The organism is Streptomyces sp. NPDC089919, assembly GCF_040684615.1.
GTDB lineage: Bacteria > Actinomycetota > Actinomycetes > Streptomycetales > Streptomycetaceae > Streptomyces.
Map to the genome: position 1 here is coordinate 45,898 of NZ_JBFBGK010000020.1, position 22,246 is coordinate 68,143.

Here is a 22,246-nt window from a genome sequence, read left to right on the forward strand (position 1 = left end):
CGCCATGACCGACAAGCCCAACGGTTTCTGGGCCCAGGCCCAGGAAGCACCGGACCGGATCGTGCTCACCGCTCCGAACGGAGAGCAGTGGTCCGCCGGGCGGCTGCACGCCGCCGTCAACCAGCTGGTCCACGGCCTGCGCGCGGCCGGCCTGGAACGCGGCGACTCCTTCGCCGTGGTGCTGCCCAACGGCGTGGAGTTCCTGACCGCCTACCTCGCCGCCAGCCAGGCCGGCTTCTACCTCGTCCCGGTCAACCACCACCTGGTGGGACCCGAGATCGCCTGGATCGTGGCCGACTCCGGCGCCAAGGTGCTCATCGCCCACGAACGCTTCGCCGAGGCGGCCGTGGCCGCCGCCGACGAGGCGGCCCTGCCCGCCGGGCGCCGGTACGCCGTCGGCACCGTGCCCGGCTTCCGTCCGTACGGCGAACTCCTCGACGGGCAGCCCGCCGGACCGCCCGCCGACCGCACCCTCGGCTGGGTGATGAACTACACCTCCGGCACCACCGGCCGCCCCCGCGGCATCCGGCGCCCCCTCCAGGGCAAGCTCCCGGAGGAGACCTACCTCGGCGGCTTCCTCGGCATCTTCGGCATCCGCCCCTTCGACGGCAACGTCCACCTGGTCTGCTCGCCGCTCTACCACACCGCGGTGCTCCAGTTCGCGGGCGCGGCCCTGCACATCGGGCACCCGCTCGTGGTCATGGACAAGTGGACGCCCGAGGAGATGCTGCGGCTGATCGACCGGCACGGCGCCACCCACACGCACATGGTCCCCACCCAGTTCCACCGCCTGCTCGCCCTGCCCCAGGCGACGAAGGACGGGTACGACGTCTCCTCGATGCGCCACGCCATCCACGGCGCCGCGCCCTGCCCGGACCACGTCAAGCGCGCCATGATCGAGTGGTGGGGCACCTGCGTGGAGGAGTACTACGCGGCCAGCGAGGGCGGCGGCGCCTTCGCCACCGCCGAGGACTGGCTCAAGAAGCCCGGTACGGTCGGCAAGGCCTGGCCCATCAGCGAACTGGCCGTCTTCGACGACGACGGCAACCGGCTGCCGCCCGGGGAACTGGGCACCGTCTACATGAAGATGAGCACCGGCGGCTTCAGCTACCACAAGGACGAGGGCAAGACGCGGAAGAACCGCATCGGGGACTTCTTCACCGTGGGCGACCTCGGGCTGCTCGACGAGGAGGGCTACCTCTTCCTGCGGGACCGCAAGATCGACATGATCATCTCGGGCGGGGTCAACATCTACCCCGCCGAGATCGAGTCCGCGCTGCTCACCCACCCGGCCGTCGCGGACGCCGCGGCCTTCGGGATACCGAACGCCGACTGGGGCGAGGAGGTCAAGGCCGTGGTCGAGCCGGCCGAGGGCTACCTGCCGGGCGAGCCGCTGGCCACCGAGATCCTGGCCCACTGCGAGCGGCAGCTGGCCGGGTACAAGCGGCCCAAGACCGTCGACTTCATCGAGACCATGCCCCGGGACCCCAACGGCAAGCTGTACAAGCGGCGGCTGCGCGACCCGTACTGGGAGGGGCACGACCGGGCCATGTGACGGGCCGACGGACGGCGCGGGGGACGGGGCCCTGGTCCTGGCCGGGGCCCCCGGTGCGGCCCTGGCGGGGCGGATGCCGCGCCCGCGGCCGGGCCGGGCGCCCGCGTGTGACCATGCCCACCCGTCCCCGGTCCGGCGGCGCGCCCCGCGCCCCGGACCGGGCGGGCGTGGCAGCGTGACGGCATGAGCAAGGCAGCAACCAGGTCACCCGTCACCGACTGGACCGTCGTGGTCCCGGTCATCGCCCTCGTGGCGCTCGTCTTCAGCTGGGGCAGGGACCTGCCCGGCTTCGCGGTGGCGGTGGTCGCCCTCTGCCTGGCGGGGGCGGTCCTCGCGGCCGTCCACCATGCCGAGGTGGTCGCCCACCGGGTGGGGGAGCCCTTCGGCTCGCTGGTGCTGGCGGTCGCGGTCACCGTCATCGAGGTCGCCCTGATCGTCACCCTGATGGCCGACGGCGGGGACAAGACCTCCACCCTGGCCCGGGACACGGTCTTCGCGGCCGTGATGATCACCTGCAACGGCATCGTGGGACTGTCCCTGCTGGTCGGCGCCCTGCGCAACCGGGTCGCCGTCTTCAACGCCGAGGGCTCGGGGACGGCGCTCGCCACCGTCGCCACGCTCGCCACCCTCAGCCTCGTGCTGCCCACCTTCACCACCAGCAAGCCCGGCCCCGAGTTCTCCACCGCCCAGCTCGCGTTCGCCGGCGGTGCGTCCATCTGCCTGTACGGCCTCTTCGTCGCCGTCCAGACGGTCCGCCACCGCGACTACTTCCTGCCCGTCGCCACGGCGGCGGACACCGCACGGCCGACGACCACCGGGCAGCCGGCCGGCGCCGGACCCGCGGCCGGCGCCGGACCGGCCGAGGAGGACGAGGACCACGCCGAGCCGCCCACCGCCCGGGCCGCGCTGATCAGCCTCGGCCTGCTGGTGGTCGCGCTGGTGGCGGTGGTCGGCAACGCCAAGGCCGTCTCGCCCACCATCGAGTCCGCGGTCGCGGACGCCGGTCTCCCGCACGCCGTGGTCGGTGTGATCATCGCCCTGCTCGTGCTGCTGCCGGAGACCCTGGCCGCGGTCCGGGCCGCCCGCCGCAACCGCGTCCAGACCTCCCTCAACCTCGGCCTCGGCTCGGCCATCGCCAGCATCGGCCTGACCATCCCGGTCATCGCCCTGGCCTCCGTCTGGCTCTCCGGCCCGCTGGTCCTGGGCCTGGGCCCGACCCACATGGTGCTGCTCACCCTCACCGTCGTGGTCGGCGCCCTCACCATCGTCCCCGGCCGCGCCACCCTCCTCCAGGGCGGCATCCACCTGGTCATCCTGGCCGCCTACCTCTTCCTCGCCGTCAGTCCGTAACATCACCCGAATGGATCTAGGGGCGGTACTGATCGCGGTGGCGGGCGTCACCGGCACCCTCGGCGGCTCGCTGCTCACCCAGCGCGCCGCCGAACGCGGCCGGCGCCGCGAGCTGGAGCTGGTCCGGGACCAGGAGGCCTCGCGCGAGCTGCTGGCCCTGCGTCGCGCCTGCTACGGAGAACTCAACCGGGACGCCCGGCAGTTCACCACCGCCCTGGGCACGTACCTGTTCGTGCTGCGGGCGGGCGCCCCCACGGACGCGGACCGGGCCGCGCTGGAGGCGGCCAAGGCCGCGCATCGGGACCGCTATTCGGAGGCCCAGATGATCGCCCCCCACTCGGTGCTGGCCCCGGCAGCTGCCGCCAACCGGGCGCTGAACGACGTATACGGCCGGCTCAAGCGGATCGAGCGGGGGGAGCCGGCCGGGGGCGAGGACCTGGGGACGGCCGAGGAGGCGCGGGAGGCGGTCTGGCCGCTGCTGCGCACCCTGCGTACCGCCCTGCGCGCCGACCTCGGGATCAACGACCCGTTCTGAACCCGGCCGTCCGGCGACCCGTAGGGGCGGGGAATCGGGAAAGCGGGCGCGGCGGCGGGGCGGAGTCGGCACGATGGGGGCATGGAACGTGGCGAAGCAGGGCCGGGGCGCTGGCCGGTGATCGTGCGGCGGCCGGTGGAGCCCGTGGAGGCCGCCATGGAGGCGGACGCGGTGGACGCCGCGGCGGCCACGACCGGACTCGCCGTCCGCGGACCGCTGTTCGGGGTGGCCGTCCAGGAGCCGGACGACACCCCGCGCTGGCGGGTGGTGGTGCCGGTGACGCTGGGCTGTCCGCAGCAGGCCCGGGACTCCCTCAACTCACGGCTGTGGTACCGCGCCAAGGACGACGCGCAGGACCGGGCGGAGCGGCGGGCGCTGCTGGCGGCGGTCGCCCGGCTCGAGCGCGAGCGGGTCGACGACCTCGCCGTGGGGGACGCCCGCTACCGGGTCGTCCGCGCCGAGGAGTACGCCGCCACCGGCCCCGACGGGATCGAACCGCCCCGGCCCACCGACCCGGAGCCGCCCGTCCCCGACTGGAGCCGCGGCGCGGCCGAACCGAAGGTCGACGACGGCCTGGTGCTCGATCCGCTCGCGCCCCGCACCCCCTCCCAGGCCGCGGAGGTCCTGGCGGTGGCCACCCTCGCCTACACCGGTGCCCGCTTCCCCCGGGACGTCCGCGCCGACTCGGAGCGGGCCCTGACCAGCCACCCGGACGTGCTGCTGCTGCCCGCGACCTTCTCGGTCGTGGAGCAGAAGGAGGGCGGCTGGACGCCGGTCAACGGCCCCCACGTCAGCGCCCACGCGGCCCGCCGGGCCCTGGACTTCACGCTGACCTGGATGTGGCCGCGGATGCGGGACCTGATCCCGCTCACCGAACTCCACGCCGACGCCCGGACCTTCACCGCGGACGCCGCGGCCGCCGCCGAGCTGGCCGAGTACGCGGAGGCCGCCGACCGGCTCCGGGCCGGCCGGGTCAACCGCCTGGAGTTCCAGGGCGCCGTGTACCGGATCGGCCGCACCCGCCGCCTGCTGCGCTGGGGCCCCGACGGCCCCGAGACCCCCCGCCCCTCCGACACCAACACCCAGCCGCCCGAGCGCATCCACCCCACCCTCGACGAGGACGGCACCGTCCTCCCCGACGACTGAACCCGCCCCGGACCGCGCGGATCGGTACGGCGCAGGTCAGGGGCCCTCGACCACCGGGAGGGGGCCCGGGAGGCCCCATTCGCCCCAGGAGCCGTCGTAGACCGACAGGTCGTCGTAGCCGGCCAGTTCGGCGGCGAGGGCCAGGACGCAGGCGGTGACGCCCGAGCCGCAGCTGAAGTACAGGCGTTCGCTCGGACCGGCCGCGGCCTCGATGGCCTCGCGCAGCCGCGGGGCGGGCAGCATCCGGCCGTCGGGGTCCTGGAGCTCGCCGAAGGGGAGGCTCCGCGCCCCCGGCATGTGGCCCGCGCGCAGGCCGGGCCGCGGCTCCGGCTCGGTACCGGCGAAGCGGCCGCGGGTCCGGGCGTCCAGGACGGCGGCGCCCGGCTCGGCCAGGGCGGCGGCGACCTCGGCGGCGCCGACCAGCAGCCCGGGGCGCGGCCGGGCGGTGAAGCCGCCGCGCCGGGGCGCCGGGCCGGGCGGCCCGGGCTCCACCGGCAGCCCGGCCGCCTCCCAGGCGGGCAGCCCGCCGTCCAGCACCGCGACGTTGTCGAATCCCATGGCCTTGAACATCCAGCGGGCCCGGGCGCTGGAGTAGATCCCGGCCGCGTCGTACACCACGACGGTGCTGTGGTCGTCCACCCCGAGGGCGCGCACCGCCTCCGTGAAGGCCTCGGCTCCCGGCATCGTGTGCGGCAGCGGGCCGGTGTGGTCCGAGAGGGCCCCGTCGATGTCGAAGGGCCGGGCGCCGGGGATGTGCCGCCCGGCGTCCCGGTGCGCGCCGACCGAGGCGTCCAGCACCACCAGGCCCGGCCGGCCGATCCGCGGACCGAGCCGGCGGGGGTCGATCAGGGTGCCGAAGGCGGGCCCGGTGGGGAGGCCGTAGGGGCTGGGCATGGGCATGGGGGAGCACCGTTCGTTCGGGGCCGGGCCGGATGATCAACATCGCAGCGCGGCTCGGGAACTGTCAACGCCCCGACGCGTCCACCGTCGCAGCGGCCGACGGTCCGGCGTCCCTACACCCCCCGGCCGGGCCCCGGCTCCGGACCCGGCCCGGGCCCCGGCGGCAGGATCCCCGACCGCCGCAGCCGCCGCAGCGTGCGGTGCTCGTGGAAGAGGCGTCCCACCAGCGCGCCCCCGTACACCACGAACCCGACGCCCACCAGCCAGGACTGCACGACCAGCAGGGTGCCGAACGCTCCGTAGGTGACGGCGTTCGAGGCGATCAGGGGGGAGAACACCAGCTGGGAGAAGCCCCGCAGGCCCAGCAGCCCCAGCGTGGTGGCCACCGCGCCGGGCAGCAGCGCCCTCCAGCGGACCCGTCCGCCCAGCAGCAGCCGCTGGGAGACCCAGAAGAAGAGCATGGTGCTCACCGAGTCGGCGGCGCCGGCCAGCAGGGTGCGCGCGATGCCGTCGCCCGGCGGGGAGACGGCGATCAGGACCCCGAGGAACACGATCAGCAGGGCCAGCCAGACCACGTGCAGCCACATGGTGTGCCAGCGGGCCGTCGGCAGGTCCCAGACCTTCTCGTAGCCGGTCTGGACGGCCGAGCCGAAGGTCAGTCCGAAGACGGCCAGCGCGGCCAGACCGAAGGCGGTGGTCCGTTCGAGTGCCCCGGCGCTGGCACCGAACAGCAGCTCGATCTGCTCGCGGGAGGAGGCCGAGACCCCGAGCCCCTGCCCCAGCCACCGGCCGAAGCCCTGGAAGCTGCCGGGCGCGGCGGCCGCCACCACGATCAGCAGGGGGATCAGGGTGAGGAACCCCAGAGCCGCGAAACCCATGGCCCGGTGCATCAGCTCCATCTCGCGGCCGCGGCTCCAGGCCAGCCCGGTGACCGAGCCGGCCAGCCGGTCGTACAGCCGCCGGACCCGATGCGGGGGCCCGGCGCCGCCCGGGGGCATCAGTGTCACGCATCCTGAGTACCACGAACCGCCCCAGACCCGTGCAAAATCCGATCCCGGGCCTGCCCTACGCCGTCCGGGGGCCGAACCGGGGGTAGCCCCCGGCCTCGCCGCAGCAGATGCGCATGGCTTCTCCTCAGCGGATCGGCTGCCAGCAGTGGACGGGGCCGTGGGTGATCCCGAACCCGCCGCGGCAGGGGTCGCAGCGGACCAGGTCGGAGCCGAGGAGTCGCTGGATCGTGCCCGGCCGACGGCAGCGCGGGCACGGCACGGTGGCGGTCCGGCAGACGCCCCCGGGATGGGCGGCCGACGGCGTGACCGCCAGCCCCAGCCCGATGACCACCAGATTCGCTGCCTCGGCCTCCATCCGCGCCAGACTCCGCCATCCGTTCACCGCACGGCCCGCAGGGCCGCGGGCGGGGCGGTGAACTCGCGGTGGTCGTCCCCGCGGACGTACGCCAGCGGCTCGCCGTCCTCGACCAGAACGGCCGTCAGTACGCCTTCGCGGAGTGATCGGGTGTCGACGACGCGGCGGTTCAGGAGCGCGTGGTCGAGGGGGGTGAAGTTGAGCGGCGCTTGGGTCATGGATGGGGCTCCCTACCGTTGTCAGCGAGTGATGAGAGGAGCCTAGGAAGAGCGCAAGGTCGCGCGAAGTGACTGCTGGTACGGGTAGTTTGGGGTAGACGCAGGCAGAGGAGACGTCATGGGCAACGGCGCCCCGCCCGCCCTGACCCGCAGTCGGGGAACCGCTCGACCCGGTCGTTCCGGGGTAGTGTCCGGCCATGTATTCCGCGTGATCCGCGAGCAGCTCGCCCACACCCAGGACTCACTCGCCGAGGCCTTCGGAGTGTCGACCGACACGGTCGCGGGCTGGGAGTCCGGACGGCGCCCACTGACGTCGCTGCCCATGGGGCAGATGCTCGTCCACCGACACCGCCTCATGCGCATGGGTGCGAGTCCCGCTCTCCTCCTCGCCCTCGACAAGGGGTTGGAGGCGGACGTCCTGCTGAGCAGCGCCCTCGCTGATGAGGGACCGACCGGCGACAGCCCGCTCGGCGCATGGGTGTTGCAGCGCGACCTCGTCGAGGTGCTGGCCTGGCCGCTGAACGGAGTCACACCCGAGACGATGCGCGGACTCGGGCCACCACCCCGACCTCGACGGGGACCCGTCCCGACTCGGCCAGAACTGACCGCCGAGGACCGTCGTCGGTTCTTCCACCGGATGCGAGCCACCGCCGAGGAGGCTCACGGTCGTGACTTCCTTCTCCGACGCCAAGCCCTGTACCTGGCCGGGTACGACGATGCTGCCGACACCTCCGGCTGGCTGAGCCAGCAGCAGCGCGCGGACCGCCCGGACGACTGGCTGACTCGCTGGCTCGCGGCCCGCTCCGTCGCAGCGGTGGCGGCACGGCAAGGCGACCGTGACCGGATGCGGCACTTCATCGCCACCACCCTGGACGACGATGACGCGGGCGAGGCCGCGAACCTGAACTACTGGGCGTACTGGATCGGGGAGAGCGCGCACCCTCAGCTCTCAGACGACTTCATCGCCAGCTCCGGCAGACCTGCGTGGCACGGACACGTGCTGCTCCGCCACCTAGTTGCCGGCCTTACCCCGGACCGAGGGTTCTACGACCTCAACATCCACACCCTCTGGGCCCTGCTCGCACTGCGCCCGGGGCTCCTTCGCAGCTCCTCCGCCAGTCATGATCTGCGGGACCGCCTGCCCATGCTGTTGGATGGCACCGAGACTTCGACACGCGCGCGGCGAGAGCTCGAGGGAATCCGGTACGCCATCCGTCTCGCGGAGGCATGAGAAGGAGAACAGACGTGGCTGACGACCTGTCCGCGGTGGCACGCTTCCTCTTCGAGGCAGGCACCCTGAAGAACGCTGCGCGCACGGGATGGTGGATGGCCGGCGTCAAGCAGCCCGAGACCGTGGCCGAGCACTCGTGGCGCACCTCCCTCATCGCATCGGTCATCGCGAAGCTGGAAGGCGCAGACCCGGCCCGGGCGGCGTTCCTCGCGGTCTGGCACGACACGCAGGAGACCCGCACCGGAGACGTCAACCACCTCGGCAAGAAATACTCGACCGGAGCCGATCCGGAAGCGGTGACCGCCGATCAGACGGCCGGCATGCCCGAGCTGCTTGCTGCGACGATCCAAGATCTGGTCGCCGAGTACGAGGGGAAGGGATCGGCGGAGGCCATCTGCGCGCGCGACGCCGACAAGCTGGAGTGCCTGCTCCAGGGGATCGAGTACAAGGCCCAGGGGTACGCGGCAGCTCAGCGTTGGATCGACAACAGCCGGGCCCGGCTGACGACCGAGACGGGCCAGCGGCTCGCTGAGGAACTGCTGGGGCAGGGGACCCTGGACTGGCTGCGAGCGGCCGTGGGCGAGAAGCCCTGAGCCCGGCTCCACGAAAGCGCCCCCCGGTCGGGCAACCGCCCGACCTGAGGGCCGCCCTCAGTCCTTGCGCAGGTCCACGATCCGCTTGATCTTGCCGACCGAGCGTTCCAGGGTTTCGGGGTCGACGATCTCGACGGAGACCGAGACGCCGACCCCCTCCTTCACTGCGCGGACCACCGAGGCGGCGGCCGCGGTGCGGTCGGCGGGGGAGGTGTCGCGGCGGGCCTCGGCGCGGACGGTCAGGGCGTCCATGCGGCCCTCGCGGGTCAGGCGGAGCTGGAAGTGCGGGGCGACGCCGGGGGTGCGGAGCAGGATCTCCTCGATCTGGGCCGGGTAGAGGTTCACCCCGCGCAGGATGATCATGTCGTCGCTGCGGCCGGTGATCTTCTCCATGCGCCGGAAGGCGGGCCGTGCGGTGCCCGGCAGCAGCCGGGTCAGGTCCCGGGTGCGGTAGCGCACCACCGGCATGGCCTCCTTCGTCAGGGAGGTGAAGACCAGCTCGCCGTGTTCGCCGTCCGGCAGCACCTCGCCGGTCAGCGGGTCGACCACCTCGGGCAGGAAGTGGTCCTCCCACACCGTGAGCCCGTCCTTGGTCTCCACGCACTCCTGCGCCACGCCGGGGCCGATGACCTCGGAGAGCCCGTAGATGTCCACGGCGTCGATGCCCAGCCGCTCCTCGATCTCCCGGCGCATCTCCTCGGTCCAGGGCTCCGCCCCGAAGACGCCGGTGCGCAGCGAGGTGGCGCGCGGGTCGACGCCCTGGCGCTCCATCTCGTCCAGCAGCGTCAGCATGTAGGAGGGGGTGACCATGATGACCTCGGGCTCGAAGTCCAGGATCAGGCGGACCTGGCGCTCGGTCATGCCGCCGGAGGCCGGGATGACCGTGCAGCCCAGGCGCTCGGCGCCGTAGTGGGCGCCGAGGCCCCCGGTGAACAGGCCGTAGCCGTACGCCACGTGCACCTTGTGGCCGGGGCGGGCGCCGGCCGCGCGCAGCGAGCGCGCCACCACGTCGGCCCAGGTCTCCAGGTCCCGCTCGGTGTACCCCACCACGGTCGGCTGCCCGGTCGTGCCGCTGGAGGCGTGGATCCGGCGGACCTCGGACTGCGGTACGGCGAACATCCCGAAGGGGTAGTTGTCCCGCAGGTCCGCCTTGGTCGTGAAGGGGAAGCGGGCCAGGTCGGCCAGGGTGCGCAGGTCGTCCGGGGCGACCCCGGCCCGGTCGAAGGAGTCCCGGTAGAAGGGGACGTTCGCGTACGCGTGCCGCAGGGTCTCGCGCAGCCGGGCCAGTTGCAGGGCGGCCAGCTCCTCGGGGTCGAGCCGTTCCGCCGCATCCAGGAGATCCGTCATGCCGACCGATCATTCGGTAGTTGAGCGGCGGCGTCAAGAAGTCGGGTGCGGATCCGTGCCGGGATCTGGTCCGCCGCCTGGTGCTGGCCACCATCACGTCCTGGGCGGTGGGGCTGCCGGTGCCCCTGGAGCACCGGCTGGAGGCGGCCCGGGAGCGCGACGATCCGGGCTGGTTCGCCAGCCGTATTGAGGAGTTCCTGGGGGCCTGACGGCCCCCAGGAGGCGGGAGCGTCAGCCGAAGTCCGGGATCGGGTGCCCGGGCTCGAGGGCCTTGGCGATGCGCTGGACGATGGTGTGCGCGTTGTGGGTGGCCGGGGCGGTCGGGCCGTTGGTCGTGGAGACCGCGATGGAGAGCCGCTTCGACGGCAGGTAGGCCATCGACGCGGAGTAGCCGAAGAAGAGCGGGTGCTGGGAGATCCAGTCGCCCAGCACCAGGACGCCCATGCCGTAGTGCGTGGCCTCGGTCTGCGGGATGCAGAGGGTCGCCGGGCACTTCTTCGTCGGGGTGCCCAGGCCGACCGTCCCGGGGTTCAGCAGTTCCCGGTAGGACGGCTCGGACAGCAGCTCGCCGGAGCCGATCGCGGACGCCGAGCGCGCCAGGTCGCAGATGTCGGTGGTCTCCACCGCGCCCGGGGCCGTGGTCCAGGAGGGGTTCCAGAAGGTGGACTCCTGGTAGTCCCCGGGCCCGCCGCTGAAGGCGTGCAGGACGGGGGTCGGGATGTCGGGCGTGAAGCTGTTGCTCGTCTCCGTCAGGCCGAGCGGTCCCAGGACCTCGTGGTGCAGCAGGTGGTCCAGCCGGGTCCCGGTGATCTTCTCCAGGGCCTCGCCGAGCAGGACGAAGTTGGCGTGCGAATAGCTCCAGTTGGTGCCCGGGCGGTACAGCAGCGGCTTGGTGGTCGAGATCGAGGTCAGCTCGTCCGCGGTCCACTGCCGGAACGGATCCGCGCCGACCGCCGCCTGGAAGGCCGGGTCCTTGACGTAGTCGATCAGCCCGGTGGCGGAGGCGCCCAGCATCCGCAGGGTGATCTTGTCACCGTGCGGGAGGTCGGGCAGCCACTGCCCGACCGGGTCGTCCAGGGAGACCCTGCCCTCGTCGACCAGCTTCAGCAGGGCCGTGCCCAGGTAGCTGATGGCGATGTTGCCGTTGCGGAAGTGCATGTCGGCCCGGGCCGGGACGTCCGTCATCGACTCGCCGAGGGCGGAGGTGACCACCTCGCGGCCGTCGAGGGTGACCCGCAGGATCACCGACTTGAGGTCCAGCTCCTTCTTGGCCGCCTCGGCGATCCGCAGCACCTCCAGCGCGGAACCGCGCTGGGGCGGCCGGGAGCTGACGCAGTGCGTGCGGTGGCCGCCGTCGGCCGCCGGGGTGCCGGCGGCGGTCGGGAGCGGCGAGCCGAGGGCGACGAGGGCGGTGAGCGCGGTGACCGCGGCCAGGCGCGGAAGAGCGGCGGTGCGGACGGATCTCATGCCCCGGAGTATCGGCACGGTGCCCCCGGGGCCCGCCCCGGCGGCCGTCGACCCGCGTGAAGATCACCCGTCAGGGCCCCCGGGGGCGGCCCGTAGCTCGCCCCCCGGGGGTCCCGGCCCGCCGCGTCAGTCCCGTCCGGCGTCCGCCGTGGTCGCCACCTCACGGGCCCACCGGTAGTCGGCCTTGCCGCTGGGGGAGCGCTGGATGACGTCGGTGAGCACCAGCTGGCGGGGGATCTTGTACCCGGCCAGCCGGGTCCGGCAGTGCGCCTGGATGTCGTCCAGCGACGGCCGCGGCGCCCCCGCGCGGACCTGGACCACCGCCGCCACGTGGTTGCCCCACTTCGCGTCCGGCACTCCCGCCACCAGCGCGTCGTACACGTCCGGGTGGGACTTCAGGGCCTGCTCGACCTCCTCCGGGTACACCTTCTCGCCGCCGGTGTTGATGCACTGTGAGCCGCGGCCCAGGACGGTGACGATGCCCTCCTCGTCGACCGTGGCCATGTCGCCCAGCAGCACCCAGCGTTCCTCGCCGCGCTGGAAGAACGTCTCGGCCGTCTTCACCGGGTCGTTGTAGTAGCCCAGCGGGACGTACCCGCGCTGGGCGAGGCGGCCGGGGGTGCCGACCGGTACCGGCTCGTGGGTGGCCGGGTCCACGACCTGGGTGCGTTCGTTGACCAGCAGCCGGAAGCCCTTGGCCGGACCGGAGTCGTCGGTGGCGCGGCCGTTGGAGCCGGACTCGGAGGAGCCGAAGTTGTTCAGCAGCATGACGTTGGGCGCCAGCGCCTGGAACTCGGCGCGGACCGTCTCCGACATGATCGCGCCGGAGGAGGAGACGCTGAAGAGGGAGGAGAGGTCGGTCCCCTTCAGCGGGCCGTTGAGCGCGTCGATCAGCGGCCGGAGCATCGCGTCACCCACCAGGGACACGCTGGAGACCTTCTCCTTCTCGATGGTCCGCAGCACCTCCTCCGGGGCGTACTTGCGGTGGATGACGATCCGCTGGCCGTAGTTGAAGGCGACGAAGGAGGTGAGCGTGGAGGTGCCGTGCATCAGCGGGGGAGCGGGGAAGAAGGTCAGGCCCGCGCCCTTGGCGGCGACCCGCTCGGCCAGCTCCTCCGGGCGCTTGACCGGCTCGCCCGAGGGCTCGCCGCCGAAGAGCCCGGCGAAGAACAGGTCCTCCTGGCGCCACATCACGCCCTTGGGCATGCCGGTGGTGCCGCCCGTGTAGATGATGAAGAGGTCGTCGGCCGAGCGGGCCGGGAAGCCCCGCTCGGGTGAGCCGGCCGCCTCCGCCGCCTGGTACGCCACCGGCTCGACGGCCGGCTCCGGCGCCCCCTCGGGCGCCTCGCCCACCCGGATCAGGTGGCGCAGCTTCTCCGTCTGCGGCAGCGCGGCGGCCACCCGCTCGGTGAACTCCCCGTCGAAGACCAGCGCCGCGAGGTCCGCGTCGCGGTAGAGGTAGACCAGTTCCTCCTCCACGTACCGGTAGTTGACGTTCACCGGCACCAGGCGGGCCTTGAGGCAGGCCAGTACCGTCTGCAGGTACTCGACGCCGTTGTAGAGGTGCAGCCCCAGGTGCTCGCCCGGGCGCAGCCCCCGGTCGATCAGGTGGTGCGCCAGCCGGTTGGCGGCGGTGTCCAGCTCCCGGTACGTCAGGCGGCGCTCGGCGCCGGTGCCGGGGTGGTCGACGTACACGAGCGCCTCACGGTCCGGGACCACGTCCACGACCGACTCGAACAGGTCGGCAAGGTTGTACTCCACCGTTCCTCCTGACCCCGGAAATCCCTGGCACTGGCTCGCTCGGCGGCTTATTAGAGCGCCGCGCACCCCAATGGGGAAGGGCGCCGCCGAAGAAATCTGACTGCCTGTCAGAAAACTATTGAACTGGCACCGCCACTCCTGCAACCTGTTCTAGGTCTTGAGACGGGAGGACGGCAATGGGTGGGACCGAACACCTCGCAGTGACCCGGCACGGCGCCACGCTGGTGCTCACCATGAACAGGCCGGAGGCCAAGAACGCCTTGTCCCTGCCCCTGCTCGTGGGGCTGTACGACGGCTGGCTGGAGGCCGACGCGGACGACGGGATCCGCTCGGTGGTCCTGACCGGAGCCGGCGGGGACTTCTGCGCGGGCATGGACCTCAAGGCCCTGGCGGGCAAGGGCATGGCCGGCGACCACTACCGGGACCGCCTCAAGGCCGACCCCGACCTGCACTGGAAGGCGATGCTCCGGCACCACCGGCCGCGCAAACCCGTCATCGCCGCCGTCGAGGGCTACTGCGTCGCCGGCGGTACCGAGATCCTGCAGGGCACCGATATCCGGGTCGCCGCCGAGAGCGCCACCTTCGGCCTGTTCGAGGTCAAGCGGGGCCTGTTCCCCATCGGCGGCTCCACCGTCCGGCTGCCCCGCCAGATCCCCCGCACCCACGCCCTGGAGATGCTGCTCACCGGCCGCCCCTACACCGCGGCAGAGGCCGAGCGGATCGGCCTGGTCGGCCGGGTCGTCCCGGACGGCACCGCGCTGGACGCAGCCCTGGCCGTCGCCGAGCAGATCAACGCCTGCGGGCCGCTGGCCGTCGAAGCCGTCAAGGCCTCCGTCTACGAGAGCGCCGAGCTCACCGAGACCGAGGGACTGGCCGCTGAACTCACCCGCGGCTGGCCCGTCTTCGACACCGCCGACGCGAAGGAAGGCGCCCGCGCCTTCGCCGAGAAGCGCCCGCCGGTCTACCGGCGCGCCTGAGAAGGAGCCCCTGACACCGTGACCGAAGTCCTCAGCGCGCCGCTGGTCGTCGAATTCCCCTTCACCCGGTCCCTCGGACCGGTGCAGAGCGCCTTCCTGACCGGGCTGCGCGAACGCACCCTGCTCGGGGTGACCACCGCCGACGGCAAGGTGCTCGTCCCGCCCGTCGAGTACGACCCCGCCACCGCCGCCGAACTGCGCGAACTCGTCGAGGTCGGCACCACCGGCACCGTCACCACCTGGGCCTGGAACCCGCACCCGCGCCGCAACCAGCCACTGGCCACCCCCTTCGCCTGGGTCCTGGTGCGGCTCGACGGCGCCGACACCGCTCTGCTGCACGCCCTGGACGCCCCCGGCCCCGAAGCCGTCCACACCGGGATGCGGGTACGGGTGCGCTGGGCCGCCGAACGCACCGGCGCCATCACCGACATCGCCTGCTTCGAACCGGCCGGGGAGCCGGCCCCGGACGCGCCGGCCGCCCGCCCGCACGACGGCTCCTTCGCGGACCCCGTCACCGGCATCGTCGCCGAGGCCCGCCTCGACTACACCTACAGCCCCGGCCGCGCCCAGACCGCGTACATCAACGCCCTCTCCGGCCGGCGCACGGTCGGCGAGCGCTGCCCCTCCTGCCAGAAGGTGTACGTACCGCCCCGCGGCGCCTGCCCGACCTGCGGGGTGGCCACCACCGACCAGGTCGAGGTCGGCCCGGCCGGCACCGTCACCACCTACTGCATCGTCAACATCAAGGCCAAGAACCTCGACATCGAGGTGCCGTACGTCTACGCCCACATCGCCCTCGACGGCGCCGGCCTCGCCCTGCACGGCCGGATCGGCGGCATCCCCTACGACCAGGTCCGGATGGGCCTGCGGGTCGAACCGGTGTGGACCGAGGGCGGCCGCTACCCCGACCACTACCGGCCGACCGGCGAACCGGACGCCGACTACGACGCGTACAAGGAGCTGTTGTGATGGGCCGTGGCATCCGTGACGTGGCGATCGTGGCCTTCGCCCAGAGCGACCACACCCGCCGCAGCGACGAGCTCAGCGAAGTCGAGATGGTCATGCCGGTGCTGCACAAGGTGCTCGCCCAGACCGGCCTGAAGACCGGCGAGATCGGCTTCACCTGCTCCGGCTCCAGCGACTACCTCGCCGGCCGCGCCTTCTCCTTCACCATGACCCTCGACGGCGTCGGCGCCTGGCCCCCCATCTCCGAGTCCCACGTGGAGATGGACGGCGCCTGGGCGCTGTACGAGGCCTGGGTCAAGCTCCAGACCGGCGAGGCCGACACCGCCCTCGTCTACTCCTACGGCAAGTCCTCCCCGGGCACCGTCCGGGACGTGCTGACCCGCCAGCTCGACCCCTACTACCTGGCGCCCCTGTGGCCCGACGCGGTCGCCCTCGCCGCGCTCCAGGCCCAGGCCCTGATCGACGCCGGCGAGACCGACGAGGAGGCGCTGGCCGCCATCGCCGCCCGCAGCCGCACCGCCGCCGCCGACAACCCGCACGCCCAGCTGCGCGGGGACGTGCCCATGGGTGACTACCAGGTCATGCCGCTGCGCACCGGCGACTGCCCGCCGGTCGGCGACGGCGCGGCGGCCGTGATCCTGGCCGCCGGGGACACCGCCCGCCGGCTGTGCGGGCGGCCCGCCTGGATCCGGGGCATCGACCACCGCATCGAGGCGCACTCCCCGGGCGTGCGGGACCTCACCGACTCGCCCTCCGCCCGGCTGGCCGCCGAGCGGGCCGGCGTCTTCGACGCACCGGTCGACACCGCCGAACTGCACGCGCCCTTCACCTCCCAGGAGGTCGTCCTGCGCAAGGCCCTCGGCCTGGACGAGGGCGTCGTGGTCAACCCGTCCGGCGGGCCGTTGGCCGCCAACCCGATGATGGCCGCCGGCCTGATCCGGCTCGGCGAGGCGGCCGCCCGCATCCACCGCGGCGAGTCGGACCGCGCCGTCGCCCACGCCACCTCCGGCCCCTGCCTCCAGCAGAACCTGGTCGCCGTCCTCGAAGGGGACTCACATGAGTAAGGAGCCCGTGGCCGTCGTCGGCATCGGCCAGACCAAGCACGTGGCCGCCCGGCACGACGTCTCCCTCGCCGGCCTGGTCCGCGAGGCCGCCCGGCGGGCCCTCGAGGACGCGGAGCTGACCTGGGCGGACATCGACGCGGTCGTCATCGGCAAGGCCCCCGACTTCTTCGAGGGCGTCATGATGCCGGAGCTGTACCTGGCCGACGCGCTCGGCGCGGTCGGCAAGCCGATGCTGCGGGTGCACACGGCCGGCTCGGTGGGCGGCTCCACCGCGCTGGTGGCGGCGAACCTGGTCGCGGCGCGGGTGCACCGCACGGTGCTCACCCTCGCCTTCGAGAAGCAGTCCGAGTCCAACGCCATGTGGGGGCTCTCGCTGCCGGTGCCCTTCCAGCAGCCGCTGCTGGCCGGCGCGGGCGGCTTCTTCGCCCCGCACGTGCGGGCGTACATGCGGCGCACCGGCGCCCCCGACTCGGTCGGCTCGCTGGTGGCGTACAAGGACCGGCGCAACGCGCTGAAGAACCCGTACGCGCACCTGCACGAGCACGACATCACGCTGGAGAAGGTCCAGGCCTCGCCCATGCTCTGGGACCCGATCCGCTACTCCGAGACCTGCCCCTCCTCGGACGGCGCCTGCGCGATGGTGCTCACCGACCGGACCGGCGCCGAGCGGGCCCCGCGGCCGGCGGCCTGGCTGCACGGCGGGGCCATGCGCAGCGAGCCGACCCTCTTCGCGGGCAAGGACTTCGTCTCCCCGCAGGCCGGCAAGGACTGCGCCGCGGACGTCTACCGGCAGGCCGGGATCACCGACCCGCGGCGGCAGATCGACGCGGTCGAGATGTACGTGCCGTTCTCCTGGTACGAGCCGATGTGGCTGGAGAACCTCGGTTTCGCCGAGGAGGGCGAGGGCTGGAAGCTCACCGAGTCGGGGGTCACCGAACTCGACGGCGACCTGCCGGTGAACCCGTCGGGCGGGGTGCTCTCCACCAACCCGATCGGTGCCTCCGGAATGATCCGCTTCGCCGAGGCGGCGCTGCAGGTCCGCGGCCAGGCGGGGGAGCACCAGGTCCCCGGCGCCCGCCGGGCGATGGGCCACGCCTACGGCGGCGGGGCGCAGTTCTTCGCCATGTGGCTGGTGGGCGCCGAGCCGCCGCAGTCCTGACCGGCCGGCGCCCGGCCGGCGGGCGAACACCCGCCGGCCGCGCGCCGGATCGCGTGCTGTCCGGCGCCCGGCCGCGTCGCTACCCTTGCCCCCGGACGACGGAACCGGAGGGAGCCAGCATGACCACGCATCCGCTGACCGGGTGGAGCAAGCCGGACCTGGACCTGACCAACGCGGACTGGCAGTCCAGCAGCCAGGGCGCGGGCGATGTCCAGATCGCCTTCGTCGAGGGCTTCATCGCCATGCGCAACGGCGAACGCCCCGAAAGCCCCTCCCTCATCTTCGCCCCCGACGAATGGCGCGCCTTCGTCCTGGGCGCCCGGGAAGGCGACTTCGACCTGACCTGACCGCGGGTCCCGGCCCGCCCCGCGGGCGGGCCGGCCGCCGGGCTCAGCCCAGGACGGCGCGCAGGGCCGGCAGTGACGTGTAGTGGTGGGCCGTCATGCCGAGCCGGGCGGCGGCGGTGACGTTCTCCTCGCGGTCGTCGACGAAGAGGCAGCGGTGCGCGGGGACGCCGGCGCGGTCGGCGGCGATCTCGTAGATGCGGGGGTCGGGCTTGGCGCAGCCGACGTCGGCGCTGCTGACCACCGCGTCCGCCAGGTCCGCCAGGCCCAGCGCGGTCAGGTCGTCGTACAGCCAGGGTGTGGCGTTGGTGACCAGGACCAGCGGCCGGGTCCGGCGGGCGGCCCGCAGCAGGGCCACCACCTCCTGGTCCACCCGCGACTCGGCGTACGCGAAGGTGCGGGCCAGCTCGTACGGGACGTGCTCGGCGATGGCCGCCACCCACTCCTCGCGGCCGATCCGGCCCAGCAGCAGCGGCCCGTCCACCTCCGCCGAGAAGGCCACCGACGCCGTGGTGCCCGGCGCGAGACCGGCCGCCCGCTCCAGGACCGCCACGTCCGCGCCGTCGTAGAAGCGGATCACGCCGTCGAGGTCGCACAGGACCGCGTCGAATCCGGGGGTGCTCATCGGGTCGATCATGGGGCCGGATGTTAGATCCGTCCGGCCCGGAAGGCGAACCCCGGCCCCGCGCTGCGTCAGCTTTGCGGCCCGCCGACCTGCCCACCGGCGCCCCGGCCGTCGGTGCGGCCGGGGCGTCGGGTCACGGTCTGCGGATCACAGGTCCAGGAACAGCTGGTACGCGGTGGGGTCCCCGGGCATCTGCCAGTGGAAGCCCTGGAGCAGGAAGCAGGCCACCAGGTTGCTGGCCGCGAAGAGGGCCAGCACGCCCAGGGTGACGGGGGCGGCCGAGGCCAGCGCCCGGCAGCTCACCCCGGCGTCGCGGGGTTCCGCCCGGTCGGTCAGGAAGAGCGCGAGACCCGCGGCCGTCGCGGCGGCCAGGAAGGCGATCAGGGCCCAGGTGTACAGGTGCAGCCCGAAGAGCGCACCGGCGTAGCCGGGGTCCGGGGGCACGATGTGCATCAGGACCTGCGTGGCCGAGACGGTGCTGCCGGCCAGCGCGGCCACGACCGCCCAGCCCCAGCCCGCGGCCCACTCGCGGGCGGTCACCGCGCCCTTGCGCGAGCGGTACACGATCCAGGCCGGCCCGAGGGCGCTGAGCAGGAAGAAGACCCGCTGGAGCAGGCACATCGGGCAGGGGTACTCGGCCAGGCCGAACTGGAAGAAGTAGGCGCCGGCCAGGGTGCCGCAGAGTCCGACCACATAGGCGTGGGCGAACAAGAGGCCCAGCCGGTTCGAGCGGGTGGTGGCGGTGGTGGTGTTCATGAGGGGGTGCTCCTCCTCCGAGAGCCGGGGACGGCTCAGAGGGCGATGTGGAAGGTGTGGTCGAAGACGTGGGGCAGGAAGGCCGCCACCGAGGCGAGCAGCGTGAACGCCCACAGCGGCATCCGCAGCCGGGCGGGCCAGCCCCGCAGGAGTGCGACCACGCACAGGAAGACGAGGAGGAAGAGGAGGGTGTACATCGCGGTGCCTTGCTTCATCGGAAGGAACTCTCGGACGGCTCCACCCTCCGTCCGCCGCCCGCACGCCGGTAGCCCCGTCGTGCCGATGGGTCCATAGGCCCGTTCTATGACCCGGGCCGCTCCTCGGACCGGACCCCGGCCCGGACCCCGGGCCGCTCCTCGGACCGGACCCCGGGCCAGGGCCCGAGGGCCTACGCTCCCGCCCCGCCCGCCGCCCCCTGGCCCGAGTGCCGGGCGATGCCGTACAGGTCGCGGGCCGGGCCCGCCGGGCGGGTCCCGGTCGGCCACACCGCGCGCAGGGTGCGCCGCAGGTCCAGCCCGGTCACCGGCGGGGACTTCAGCGTGCCGGCCGCCAGCTCGGCCGAGACCGCCAGCGAGCTGAGCACCGCCGGTCCCGCCCCGGCCGCCGCCGCCGTCTTGATGGCGGTGGTCGAGGACAGCTCCAGCAACGGCTCCGGTCGCGGACCGGCCGGCAGCGTCCCCAGGGCCCGTTCGAAGGAGGTGCGCGTGCCCGAGCCCGGCTCCCGCTGGATCAGCCGCGCCCCGGCCAGCTCCTCGGCCGCCAGCGCGCCGCGCCCCGCCCACGGGTGCGTCGGGGCGACCACCACGACCAGCCGGTCCTGCGCCACCGGCCGGCTCTCCAGCCCCTTCGGCGCCCGGGGCCCCTCGATGAAACCCAGCCCGGCCCGCCCCGCCAGCACCGCCTCGGCCACGCCCGCGGAGTTCCCCGCCTCCAGCGTGACCGTGGTGTCCGCGGTGGCCGGCCGCGCCCGCAGCGCCACCAGCCAGCGGGGAAGCAGGTACTCGGCCACCGTCTGGCTCGCCGCCACGTGCAGCCGGGCGTCCCGCTGCTCCCGCAGCGTGTCGATGCCCGCGCCCAGCCGCCGCGCCGACTCCACCACCGGGCCCGCCCACTCCGCGATCAGGGCCCCCGCCTCCGTCGGCCGCGACCCCAGCGTGCTGCGCTCCAGCACCGGGAGCCCGACCAGTTGCTCGAGGTAGCGGATCCGGGAACTCGCCGAGGGCTGGCTGATGCCGTGCGCCTGCGCGGCCCGTCCCAGACTGCCCAGTTCGACCACGCTCAGCAGCAGGTCGAGGGCGGCGAGATCGGGGACCCGGGGAGGCAGCGGCATAGAGTGATCCTATGGTCCGCACGTCGGAGGTGCCCCGGCGGCGCGGCTCTGGTTACGCTGCGTGGGACGGGGCCGGACCGCCCCGGACCGGACCCGGGCCCACGACGGAAGGTGCCGCATGACCGCAGTCCCCACGTACGACGACGTGGCGGCCGCCGCGCTGCGCATCGCCGGGCACGCCCACCGCACGCCGGTGATGCGCTCCCGCCAGATCAACGAACAGCTCGGCCTCGACGTGGTCTTCAAGTGCGAGAACCTGCAACGCATGGGCGCCTTCAAGTTCCGCGGCGCCTACAACGCCCTCTCCCGCTTCACCCCCGAGCAGCGGGCCGCCGGGGTGGTCGCCTACTCCTCGGGCAACCACGCCCAGGCCGTGGCGCTCGCCGCCCGGCTGCTCGACATGCCCGCCACCATCGTGATGCCCCACGACGCGCCCACCGCGAAGGTGGCCGCGACCAAGGGCTACGGCGGCCAGGTCGTCACGTACGACCGCTACCGCGAGGACCGGGAGGAGATCGGCCGGGCCCTGTCCGAGGAGCGGGGACTCACGCTGATCCCGCCCTACGACCACCCCGACATCATCGCGGGGCAGGGCACCGCGGCCAAGGAGCTCTTCGAGGAGACCGGCGGTCTCGACGCGCTCTTCGTGCCGCTCGGCGGCGGCGGGCTGCTCTCCGGCACCGCCCTGTCGGCCGGTGCGCTGGCGCCCGGCTGCCGGCTGGTCGGCGTCGAACCGGCCGCCGGGAACGACGCGCAGCGTTCGCTGGCCGAGGGCCGGATCGTGCACATCGACACCCCCCAGACCATCGCCGACGGCGCGCAGACGCAGCACATCGGCGCCCTGCCCTTCGAGATCCTGACCCGGGCGAAGCCCGAGGTGGTGACGGTCGCCGACGACGAACTCGTCGCCTCCATGAGGCTGTTCGCGACCTACCTCAAGCTCGTCGTGGAACCGACCGGCTGCCTGGGCCTGGCCGCCCTGCGCAACCTCGCCGACGAACTGCCCGGCGCCCGGGTCGGCGTCATCGTCTCCGGCGGCAACATCGACCTGGCCCGCTTCGCCCAGCTCGTCCTCGGCAACGGATGACCCCGCCGGGTCGGCGCGACGCCGCCGGTCCGGGGCCTTATGCTCCGGCCATGAGCGGCGAAACCGACCTGGCGGCACTCCTGAGCGGCATGCGGCCCGAACTGAACCCGGGCGAGTACGTCTTCTGCACCATCGAGGGGCGGGTCGTGCCGCCCGGGCTGCACCCCGTCGCGACCGTGGCGGAGGCCGAGGGCCTGACCCTCGTCCTGCCCCGCCCCGAGGCCGACGAGGCCGCGCTGCCCTACGACTACGTGGCCGGCTGGATCACCCTGCGGATCCACTCCGCCCTCGACGCCGTCGGCCTGACCGGCGCCTTCGCCCGCGAACTGGCCGGCGCCGGGCTCAGCTGCAACGTCATCGCCGGCTACCACCACGACCACCTCTTCGTCCCCGTCGAACGCGCGCCCGAGGCGGTCGCGCTGCTCGAAGGCCTCGCCGCCCGCTCCGCCTCCTGAACGCCCCCGAAGGCC

The 22,246-nt window shown here is 73.5% G+C and carries 25 protein-coding genes; 14 read left to right on the forward strand and 11 right to left on the reverse strand.

Translation table 11 applies throughout. From position 1 onward, the window contains the following. The first annotated feature begins 4 nt into the window (after nucleotides 1–4). The 4 genes from AB0O40_RS11625 to AB0O40_RS11640 all read left to right on the forward strand — a co-directional run bounded on the left by AB0O40_RS11625 (nucleotide 5) and on the right by AB0O40_RS11640 (nucleotide 4,586). Entirely contained in the window at nucleotides 5–1,555 is a 1,551-nt protein-coding gene (locus AB0O40_RS11625) for an acyl-CoA synthetase (protein ID WP_365038542.1), read from the forward strand. Nucleotides 1,556–1,738: 183 nt separating this feature from the next. Further along, nucleotides 1,739–2,905 carry an ionic transporter y4hA gene (locus AB0O40_RS11630; RefSeq protein WP_365038545.1) on the forward strand — a complete coding sequence of 389 codons (1,167 nt, stop codon included), beginning with the start codon at nucleotides 1,739–1,741 and terminating at the stop codon, nucleotides 2,903–2,905. Nucleotides 2,906–2,915: 10 nt separating this feature from the next. After that, entirely contained in the window at nucleotides 2,916–3,440 is a 525-nt protein-coding gene (locus AB0O40_RS11635; protein WP_365038548.1) for a hypothetical protein, read from the forward strand. A gap of 81 nt (nucleotides 3,441–3,521) precedes the next feature. Then, nucleotides 3,522–4,586 carry a DUF5954 family protein gene (locus AB0O40_RS11640; protein ID WP_365038551.1) on the forward strand — a complete coding sequence of 355 codons (1,065 nt, stop codon included), beginning with the start codon at nucleotides 3,522–3,524 and terminating at the stop codon, nucleotides 4,584–4,586. A gap of 36 nt (nucleotides 4,587–4,622) precedes the next feature. Here AB0O40_RS11640 and AB0O40_RS11645 read toward each other — a convergent pair whose 3' ends face one another. From AB0O40_RS11645 to AB0O40_RS11660, 4 genes are all read right to left on the reverse strand, one after another. Continuing rightward, nucleotides 4,623–5,486 carry a sulfurtransferase gene (locus tag AB0O40_RS11645; protein ID WP_365038554.1) on the reverse strand — a complete coding sequence of 288 codons (864 nt, stop codon included), beginning with the start codon at nucleotides 5,484–5,486 and terminating at the stop codon, nucleotides 4,623–4,625. Between the two features lie 113 nt (nucleotides 5,487–5,599). After that, nucleotides 5,600–6,484 (reverse strand): YhjD/YihY/BrkB family envelope integrity protein, encoded by an 885-nt coding sequence (locus AB0O40_RS11650; protein WP_365038672.1) that lies wholly within the window; start codon nucleotides 6,482–6,484, stop codon nucleotides 5,600–5,602. Between the two features lie 136 nt (nucleotides 6,485–6,620). Further along, a complete protein-coding gene (locus tag AB0O40_RS11655) occupies nucleotides 6,621–6,851 on the reverse strand; it encodes a hypothetical protein (protein WP_365038557.1) in 231 nt (76 codons plus the stop codon). Nucleotides 6,852–6,874: 23 nt separating this feature from the next. After that, on the reverse strand, nucleotides 6,875–7,069 hold the full coding sequence (locus tag AB0O40_RS11660) for a hypothetical protein (RefSeq protein WP_365038560.1): 195 nt from the start codon (nucleotides 7,067–7,069) through the stop codon (nucleotides 6,875–6,877). A gap of 118 nt (nucleotides 7,070–7,187) precedes the next feature. On the opposite strand from AB0O40_RS11660, the gene AB0O40_RS11665 reads away from it, so the two are divergent. Next, complete coding sequence (locus AB0O40_RS11665) at nucleotides 7,188–8,300, forward strand: transcriptional regulator (protein WP_365038563.1); 1,113 nt, start codon at nucleotides 7,188–7,190, stop codon at nucleotides 8,298–8,300. A gap of 14 nt (nucleotides 8,301–8,314) precedes the next feature. Next, nucleotides 8,315–8,893: an HD domain-containing protein gene (locus tag AB0O40_RS11670; RefSeq protein ID WP_365038566.1), complete on the forward strand. Its 579-nt coding sequence runs from the start codon at nucleotides 8,315–8,317 to the stop codon at nucleotides 8,891–8,893. Between the two features lie 57 nt (nucleotides 8,894–8,950). Here the strand turns inward: AB0O40_RS11670 and paaK are convergent, their stop codons facing one another. Next, nucleotides 8,951–10,240 carry a phenylacetate--CoA ligase PaaK gene (gene paaK, locus AB0O40_RS11675; protein ID WP_365038569.1) on the reverse strand — a complete coding sequence of 430 codons (1,290 nt, stop codon included), beginning with the start codon at nucleotides 10,238–10,240 and terminating at the stop codon, nucleotides 8,951–8,953. A 20-nt stretch (nucleotides 10,241–10,260) separates the two neighbouring features. Between paaK and AB0O40_RS11680 the strand changes: the two genes are divergently transcribed. Further along, nucleotides 10,261–10,449 carry a hypothetical protein gene (locus AB0O40_RS11680; RefSeq protein WP_365038572.1) on the forward strand — a complete coding sequence of 63 codons (189 nt, stop codon included), beginning with the start codon at nucleotides 10,261–10,263 and terminating at the stop codon, nucleotides 10,447–10,449. A 22-nt stretch (nucleotides 10,450–10,471) separates the two neighbouring features. Here the strand turns inward: AB0O40_RS11680 and AB0O40_RS11685 are convergent, their stop codons facing one another. Further along, nucleotides 10,472–11,707: a serine hydrolase domain-containing protein gene (locus AB0O40_RS11685; RefSeq protein ID WP_365038575.1), complete on the reverse strand. Its 1,236-nt coding sequence runs from the start codon at nucleotides 11,705–11,707 to the stop codon at nucleotides 10,472–10,474. Between the two features lie 126 nt (nucleotides 11,708–11,833). Beyond that, nucleotides 11,834–13,468, reverse strand: coding sequence for an acyl-CoA synthetase (locus tag AB0O40_RS11690; RefSeq protein WP_365038578.1), 1,635 nt, complete (start codon nucleotides 13,466–13,468; stop codon nucleotides 11,834–11,836). A gap of 176 nt (nucleotides 13,469–13,644) precedes the next feature. On the opposite strand from AB0O40_RS11690, the gene AB0O40_RS11695 reads away from it, so the two are divergent. The 5 genes from AB0O40_RS11695 to AB0O40_RS11715 all read left to right on the forward strand — a co-directional run bounded on the left by AB0O40_RS11695 (nucleotide 13,645) and on the right by AB0O40_RS11715 (nucleotide 17,981). Continuing rightward, nucleotides 13,645–14,445 (forward strand): crotonase/enoyl-CoA hydratase family protein, encoded by an 801-nt coding sequence (locus AB0O40_RS11695; RefSeq protein WP_365038581.1) that lies wholly within the window; start codon nucleotides 13,645–13,647, stop codon nucleotides 14,443–14,445. Nucleotides 14,446–14,463: 18 nt separating this feature from the next. After that, on the forward strand, nucleotides 14,464–15,414 hold the full coding sequence (locus AB0O40_RS11700; RefSeq protein WP_365038584.1) for an OB-fold domain-containing protein: 951 nt from the start codon (nucleotides 14,464–14,466) through the stop codon (nucleotides 15,412–15,414). Beyond that, nucleotides 15,414–16,475 carry a thiolase domain-containing protein gene (locus AB0O40_RS11705; protein ID WP_365038587.1) on the forward strand — a complete coding sequence of 354 codons (1,062 nt, stop codon included), beginning with the start codon at nucleotides 15,414–15,416 and terminating at the stop codon, nucleotides 16,473–16,475. The genes AB0O40_RS11700 and AB0O40_RS11705 overlap by 1 nt, the downstream gene beginning before the upstream one ends. After that, nucleotides 16,468–17,634, forward strand: a complete 1,167-nt coding sequence (locus AB0O40_RS11710; protein ID WP_365038590.1) for a thiolase domain-containing protein — start codon at nucleotides 16,468–16,470, stop codon at nucleotides 17,632–17,634. The genes AB0O40_RS11705 and AB0O40_RS11710 overlap by 8 nt, the downstream gene beginning before the upstream one ends. 119 nt (nucleotides 17,635–17,753) lie before the next feature. Beyond that, nucleotides 17,754–17,981, forward strand: a complete 228-nt coding sequence (locus tag AB0O40_RS11715; protein WP_365038593.1) for a DUF397 domain-containing protein — start codon at nucleotides 17,754–17,756, stop codon at nucleotides 17,979–17,981. Nucleotides 17,982–18,024: 43 nt separating this feature from the next. Here the strand turns inward: AB0O40_RS11715 and AB0O40_RS11720 are convergent, their stop codons facing one another. From AB0O40_RS11720 to AB0O40_RS11735, 4 genes are all read right to left on the reverse strand, one after another. Next, nucleotides 18,025–18,603: an HAD-IA family hydrolase gene (locus tag AB0O40_RS11720; RefSeq protein WP_365038596.1), complete on the reverse strand. Its 579-nt coding sequence runs from the start codon at nucleotides 18,601–18,603 to the stop codon at nucleotides 18,025–18,027. A gap of 147 nt (nucleotides 18,604–18,750) precedes the next feature. Then, nucleotides 18,751–19,359 carry a disulfide bond formation protein B gene (locus AB0O40_RS11725; RefSeq protein WP_365038599.1) on the reverse strand — a complete coding sequence of 203 codons (609 nt, stop codon included), beginning with the start codon at nucleotides 19,357–19,359 and terminating at the stop codon, nucleotides 18,751–18,753. 35 nt (nucleotides 19,360–19,394) lie between these two features. Continuing rightward, nucleotides 19,395–19,574: a hypothetical protein gene (locus AB0O40_RS11730; protein WP_365038602.1), complete on the reverse strand. Its 180-nt coding sequence runs from the start codon at nucleotides 19,572–19,574 to the stop codon at nucleotides 19,395–19,397. 173 nt (nucleotides 19,575–19,747) lie between these two features. Further along, nucleotides 19,748–20,689, reverse strand: a complete 942-nt coding sequence (locus AB0O40_RS11735) for a LysR family transcriptional regulator (protein ID WP_365038605.1) — start codon at nucleotides 20,687–20,689, stop codon at nucleotides 19,748–19,750. Nucleotides 20,690–20,807: 118 nt separating this feature from the next. Here AB0O40_RS11735 and AB0O40_RS11740 point away from each other — a divergent pair, with 118 nt between their 5' ends. Both AB0O40_RS11740 and AB0O40_RS11745 read left to right on the forward strand, forming a co-directional pair. After that, a complete protein-coding gene (locus tag AB0O40_RS11740) occupies nucleotides 20,808–21,776 on the forward strand; it encodes a threo-3-hydroxy-L-aspartate ammonia-lyase (protein WP_365038608.1) in 969 nt (322 codons plus the stop codon). Between the two features lie 50 nt (nucleotides 21,777–21,826). After that, a complete protein-coding gene (locus tag AB0O40_RS11745) occupies nucleotides 21,827–22,231 on the forward strand; it encodes an ACT domain-containing protein (protein ID WP_365038611.1) in 405 nt (134 codons plus the stop codon). Nucleotides 22,232–22,246: the final 15 nt, after the last annotated feature.